The 6457-nt window shown below is 62.6% G+C and carries 6 protein-coding genes; 5 read left to right on the top strand and 1 reads right to left on the bottom strand.

The window, feature by feature from the left end:
- Positions 1–192 precede the first annotated feature (192 nt).
- Complete coding sequence (locus AC07VF_RS22960; protein WP_495009065.1) at positions 193–1155, bottom strand: isopenicillin N synthase family dioxygenase; 963 nt, start codon at positions 1153–1155, stop codon at positions 193–195.
- A gap of 337 nt (positions 1156–1492) precedes the next feature.
- On the opposite strand from AC07VF_RS22960, the gene AC07VF_RS22955 reads away from it, so the two are divergent.
- The 5 genes from AC07VF_RS22955 (at position 1493) to AC07VF_RS22935 (ending at position 6417) form a co-directional block, all read left to right on the top strand.
- Positions 1493–2869, top strand: a complete 1377-nt coding sequence (locus AC07VF_RS22955) for an FAD-binding oxidoreductase (protein ID WP_495009064.1) — start codon at positions 1493–1495, stop codon at positions 2867–2869.
- Positions 2870–2993: 124 nt separating this feature from the next.
- Entirely contained in the window at positions 2994–3830 is an 837-nt protein-coding gene (locus tag AC07VF_RS22950) for a transporter substrate-binding domain-containing protein (RefSeq protein WP_346626409.1), read from the top strand.
- A gap of 372 nt (positions 3831–4202) precedes the next feature.
- The gene (locus tag AC07VF_RS22945; protein ID WP_463582695.1) at positions 4203–4862 is read left to right on the top strand and encodes an amino acid ABC transporter permease; all 660 of its coding nucleotides are present in this window, start codon (positions 4203–4205) and stop codon (positions 4860–4862) included.
- Positions 4859–5530, top strand: a complete 672-nt coding sequence (locus AC07VF_RS22940; protein WP_495009063.1) for an amino acid ABC transporter permease — start codon at positions 4859–4861, stop codon at positions 5528–5530. The genes AC07VF_RS22945 and AC07VF_RS22940 overlap by 4 nt, the downstream gene beginning before the upstream one ends.
- Positions 5531–5604: 74 nt before the next feature.
- A complete protein-coding gene (locus AC07VF_RS22935) occupies positions 5605–6417 on the top strand; it encodes an amino acid ABC transporter ATP-binding protein (RefSeq protein WP_495009072.1) in 813 nt (270 codons plus the stop codon).
- Positions 6418–6457 lie beyond the last annotated feature (40 nt).

Here is a 6457-nt window from a genome sequence, read left to right as displayed (position 1 = left end):
AGGACATGGATGTCCGTTCGGCGCGGGCCCACGGAGCGTCGTCGGAGTGAGGGAACCCGACGAAGTCGGGCCCAACCAGGAGCACGGCCTTTTTGGTTACTTTTTCGGCTGTTGGAAAAAGTGACCCGCCGTAAGGGCGGAACCATAACAACAGCGCACACAAATATTGGATATGCACAGAGGACTCAATCACTAACCCTTCTTGCGATACGCCATCGAATCATCAATCCGCTTGAGTATGTAATCCCCCGCCGCCACCGCCGGATACCGACTGGCAGCAGCCTCGATTCCCAAATCGCACGGATCAACAACCGCCCCATAGGTCGGGTCATAAAACGTCGCGATCGAATACCGCTCATGCCCTGACTGATTGATCACCCGATGCAAGGTCGACCGGAACCGATCATTCGACCAGCGCGCCAGCAAATCCCCCACGTTCACCACCAGACTGCCCTCGATCGGCGTTGCATCAATCCACGCCCCGCTGCCCAACTCACGCACCTGCAGACCGACGCTGTTGTCCTGATGCAACAACGTAATACAGCCATAATCCGTGTGCGGCGCGACGCCGAACTGATCGGCTTCGGCCCGGGGTGGATGGGGCGGGTAATAGACCATCTGCGTACGCTGCAAACGCTTGCCGTATTTCGGCGTGAAGAAATCGGGTTCGATGCCCAAACCCACCGCCACAGCCTTCAACAGATCAGCGCCGGCCTTGCCCATCTCCTCGTAGTACGCCTCCAGGGCCACCCGCAATGCCGGCATGAAATCCGGCCACTGGTTCGGCCCGCGCAACGCCTCCCCCGCCAGCACACTCGGGTCATCCTCTGGCAGCTCCAGGCCGATGCTGAAAAACTCCTTGAAATCCGGTTTGGTCGCCTCGTACATCAGCGCCCCGCCCAATGCGTGCCAGCCGCGGTGGCGCTTGTTCACCGCCACCTGGCGCTTTATTTCCGGCGCGAAGGCGAAGAAGGTTTTCGCGGCCGCCATGGTGCTGTCGATCACGTGTCGGGGCACGCCGTGGTTGATGATGTAGAAGAAGCCGCTCTCGCTGCAGGCAGTGCGGATGGCTTCGCCGGCGCGACGGATCGCGGCCTCGTCGCCTTCACGGACGCCGGCCATGTCGATGATAGGAAGGTTGGCGGTGACGGTCATGGCAGGCTCCGGGCGCAGGAAATGGACTGGGCGGTATAGACCGGATCAAGCATTTACTGTGCCGCGCCGCTTCTTTGAGTGGGACTGGCTTTAGCCGGGAATGCGCGAGTGCGTGCACCCTCAATTCTGCGGTGTGGCATACGACGCCTTCCCGGCTAAAGCCAGTCCTACAGACATCTCACGATCACTAGGTAGGACCGGCTTCAGCCGGGAAGCTTTTAGCGGCCCTGACCTACCGGCGTCGATCAACTGGCCTGCATCTTGCCTCAGCTGTCTATACAGCCTCCCCGCTTTCAGGCACGCCCCACCCCTGACGCGAATTGATCGAGTGGATTCCATGAGCGACCTGCAACAGACCATCAGCCAGTTGCGCCAGGCCCTGGGCGATGCTCAGGTGCTGACCGGCGAGGCCATCAGCCCGCGTCATTACAGCGACTGGACCCGCCACGCGCCGGCCTGCCCCGCTGCGCTTATCCTGCCAACCAGCACCGAACAGGTTTCCCTCGCCCTGCGCATCTGTAACGCGGCGGGGCAAAGCGTGGTGCCTCAGGGCGGCATGACCGGCCTCGCGGGCGGCGCCGTGCCGCGCACCACCGACATCGCGCTGTCGCTGGATCGCCTGCGCGGCATCGAGGAGATCGACACGGCCGCCGCCACCGTCAGCGTGCGCGCGGGCACGACGCTGGAGGACATCCAGCACGCCGTGGCCGAGGCCGGTTTTTTGTTTCCGCTGGATCTGGGCGCCCGGGGCTCGTGCCAGATCGGCGGTAACATCGCTACCAATGCCGGCGGCAATGCGGTGATTCGTTACGGGATGACCCGCGACCTGGTGCTCGGTCTGGAGGTGGTGTTGGCGGACGGGCGTGTGCTCGACCTGATGAACAAGATGATCAAGAACAACTGCGGTTATGACCTAAAACAGTGCTTCATCGGCAGCGAAGGCACCCTTGGGGTGATTACCCGAGCAGTATTGAAAATGGCGCCGCCACCCGGTCCGACCACCACGCTGCTCTGCGCCCTGCCCGATTACCCCAGCGCGGTCGCCCTGCTGCGGCGGATTCAATCGAGCGTCGGCACGCCCCAGGCGTATGAACTGATGTGGCAGGATTTCTTCCGCCTCGGTGTGTCGTGGCTAGAGAAGCCCGTCGCGCCGATGCCCGATCATCATCCGCTGTACGTGCTGCTGGAGTCTTCCGGCCCAAGCGATGCGCTGGAGGAAATCCTTGAAGCGGCGATCGAGGCCGGTGAAGTCGTCGATGCCATCCTCGCGACCTCTCAGGCCCAGGCCCGCGGGCTGTGGAAGATTCGCGAGGCGACCGGCGAGTTTCCCCAGCGCATGGCGCCCCTGAATTTCGACATCAGCCTGCCCATCGGCCGCATCGGTGAGTTTGCCGAACGCTGCCGTGAGCGCATCGACGCGCGATGGCCGGGTAACCGAAGCGTGTATTTCGGCCACATCGGTGACAGCAATCTGCACCTGACCGTGGACTGCAACTCGCTGCCGCAGCCCGCGCCGGTGCTGGAAATCGAGGAGCTGGTGTACAGCGCCGTCGGCGAGCTGGGCGGCGCGGTGTCGGCCGAACATGGCATCGGCCTGCTCAAGCGCGAGTTTCTCCATCACTCGGTGAGCGCAGAAGCCTTGCAAGTAATGGCCGAGCTCAAGCGCAGTTTCGACCCGAAGGGCATTCTCAACCCGGGAAAGATCCTCGGCTGATAGTCCCATGCCGGTTGTCTATACCGGTATGGCACGCTAACTGCAGTTGCAGAATCATTCACCCGCTCACCCAACATCCCACAGCCTTCGACGAAACACGCCGCATCCACCCAGGAGCCATCCCATGTCACTCGACTCTGTGTTCCGCAGGACGTTTCAAAGCTTGAGTATCGCTGCCACGTTGACGCTGCTGCCATTCGCGGTTCAGGCCGACCAACTGGCCGATGTGAAGAAGGCCGGTGAGCTGGTGGTCGGCACCGAAATGCAGTTTGCGCCCTTCGATTTCCTCGAAGCGGGCAAACAGAAAGGCTTGAACGCCGAGCTGTTCGAGGCGCTGGGCCAGGAGCTGGGGGTCAAGATCAAGTTCCTCGACCTGCCGTGGCCGAGTGTGCTGCCCGGCCTTGAGGCGAAGAAATTCGACGTGGTGGCCGGGCCGATCATCGTGACCAAGGCGCGCAAGGAGCGTTACCACTTCGTCTCGCCGATTGCCGAAGCGACCGTGGCGCTGCTGGCCGGGGCCAAGGACGACAGCATCGGCAAGCCTGAAGACATCGCCGGTAAAACCGTCGGTGCCGGCAAGGGCTCGGCGCAGCTGGAAGAGCTGAAAGCCTTCGCCGCGACCCTGCCGCAGAAGGTCACCATTCGTGAATACGTCGACAACAACCAGGCCTACGCCGACCTGGCCGCCAAGCGCATCGTCGCCGTGGCCAACTCGCTGCCGAACATCTCCTTCGTCGCCGCGCAGAAAAGCAATCTGTACAAAGTGGTGCAGCCGCCGTTCGGCAAGAAATCCTACTTCGCCTACTTGGGCCGCAAGGACGCCGATGCCGACAGCCTGATCGCCGCGCTGGATGCCGCCCTGACCAAGATGCACGACGACGGCCGCCTGGCCGCGCTGCAGAAGAAATGGCTGGGCGCGGAAATGGACGTGCCGAAGGGTGATTTCGAGCCAACGTGGTAAGGCGCGTTTGAGCCTTCTGCTTTAACTCAAGGCCGACAGAACGACACATAACCTGTGGGAGCGAGCTTGCTCGCGAATGCATTTTTGCAGTGGAAGAGATGTCGTCTGACACACCGCTTTCGTGAGCAAGCTCACTCCCACATTATCCGCGCGTCGACTCCGGATTTGCGGGGCGACACATAACCTGTGGGAGCGAGCTTGCTCGCGATTGCGGTATGCCAGACACCCCATACGTAGCAAGCAAACCGCATTCGTGAGCAAGCTCACTCCCACAAGGTCTGTCCCTGAAGATCCACCCAGTGATGACTCATACAGTGATCATCCACAGTGTGACGATTCACTCAGTGACAATTCACCGGCTGGAGTACCACCGTGTTCGATTGGCCCTTGCTGCAGCAAAACGCGCCGCTCTTGCTTGGCGCTCTGTGGGTGACGCTACAGGTGTCGATGGCCGCGCTGGTGTTCGGCTTTGTCATCGGCATCGTCGTCGGCAGCCTGCGCCTGTCGCCGATCCCCTTGCTGCGCCGCCTCGGTGGCGCCTACATTTTCGTGTTCCGCGGCATTCCGCTGCTGGTGCAATTGCTGTTCATCTATTACTTCCTGCCCCGGGTCGGGCTGCCGAACGTCTCGCCCACGGTGGCGGCGATCATCGGCCTGTCCCTGGCCGCTGGCGCCTATATCGCCGAGATCATGCGTGGCGGGTTTCTTGCGATTCCCGGCGGTCAGCTGGAGGCCGCCGGGCTGTTAGGCATGAGCGACGCGCAGATGCTCATGCGCATCCGCGTGCCCCAGGCCGTGCGCCTGACGCTGCCGGCCCTGGTCAATGAAATGATTCTGCTGATCAAAGCCTCGTCGCTGGTTTCGGTGGTCGGGCTGGCCGACCTCACCCGCACGGCGCAGAACCTCGCCGCCAGCGATTACATGTTCGTCCAGGACTACCTGATGCTGGCCGGCTTCTACTGCCTGATCAACGTGCCGCTGGCCTACGCCGCGAGCCTGCTCGAACGACGCCTGAAGGAGCGCACGGCATGACCTTCGACCCCAGCATTTTCACCGACCACCTGGGCGACATCGGCTCGGGGTTTCTGGTCACCCTCGGCACCTGGAGCAGCGGCGTCGTGCTCGGCCTGGCGCTGGGCATGCTGATCGCGGTCGCCCAGGTATTCGGCAACCACATTGTGCGCGCGCCGCTGCGGGTGTTCATCGAGCTGATCCGCAGCACGCCGTTTCTGGTGCAGCTGTTTCTGGTGTATTACGGCGGGCCGTCGTTTGGCATCAGCCTCGATCCTATTCCCGCCGGCATCCTCGGCCTGGGGGTTTACGGCGGCGTGTACTTCGCCGAGATCTTCCGCACCGGCTTCGAGTCGGTCGCCCGGGGTCAGCTGGAAGCCGCCGATTGCCTGGGCATTACCCGCCTGCAAAGTATCTGGCGCATCCAGTTGCCGCAGATGCTGGTGATGATTCTGCCGGCGCTGGTGAACATGGTCACGGTGCTGTGCAAGGAAACCGCCGTGCTGTCGATCATCACTATCCCCGAGCTGACGATGGTCCTTACCGGCATCGGTTCGGAAACCTTCGCCTTCGTCGAAACCCTGCTGATGCTGTGCATCGGCTACCTGATTCTGGTGGAGCTGTGCTCGCGGCTGGGCATGCTGCTGGAAACCCGCGTCGGCCGCTTCATGAGCAGGCAACCCCGATGAACAGTCTTCTGATCCCCGGCGGCAGCGCGCCCGCCCCGACCGGCGAAACGACCGGCCAATCCCTGGATGAATCTATGAAAACCAACGGCGAGCCCTCGACCGTCCTGACCCTGAGCCAGGTGGGCAAAAGCTTCGGCACCCTGCGCGTGCTCAAGGGTATCGACTTGCAGGTGCAGCGCTCGGAAGTGGTGTGCCTGATCGGTCCGTCGGGCTCGGGCAAAAGCACCCTGCTGCGCAGCATGGCGTTTCTGGAGGAGTACGACGAAGGCGAGATCCGCATCGAAGGCCAGTTGCTCGGCTGGGAGGACACCGACAAGGGCCGTCGCCGTGCGCCGCAATCGCAGATCAATCAGGTGCGGCGCAACGTCGGCATGGTCTTTCAGCAGTTCAACCTGTGGCCGCACATGACCGCCCTCGGCAACGTCTGCGAAGCCTTGCGGCGGGTGCGCAAACTCTCGGCCGACGACGCGAAGAAACGCGGCATGGCGATGCTCGACAAGGTGGGCCTGGCGCACAAGGCCGAGGCGTATCCCGCGCAACTGTCCGGTGGTCAGCAGCAGCGGGTGGCGATTGCCCGGGCGCTGGCGATGGAACCGCACATCATGCTGTTCGACGAGCCCACCTCGGCCCTCGACCCGGAGCTGGTGGGTGAAGTGCTGCAGGTGATGAAGACCCTGGCGAAGGAAGGCATGACCATGGTCGTGGTCACCCACGAGATGGGCTTTGCCGCCCAGGTCGCCGATTCGGTGATCTTTCTCGATCAGGGCGAAATCGTCGCACGCGGCACGCCGCAGCAGATTTTCCACAACGCCGAACAACCCCGGCTGCAGCAGTTCTTGCAGAACTACCTGGACCGCAACGCGTTCTGGCAGGACGCCAAAGCGTGATGCGCTTTTTTTAGGGCCGTCGACGCACGCCTGTTCGGAA

The organism is Pseudomonas sp. GW821-FHT02H06, from assembly GCF_059421525.1.
The sequence above is the reverse complement of the archived record's forward strand: the minus strand, read 5'-3'. Positions and strand labels throughout refer to the sequence as shown.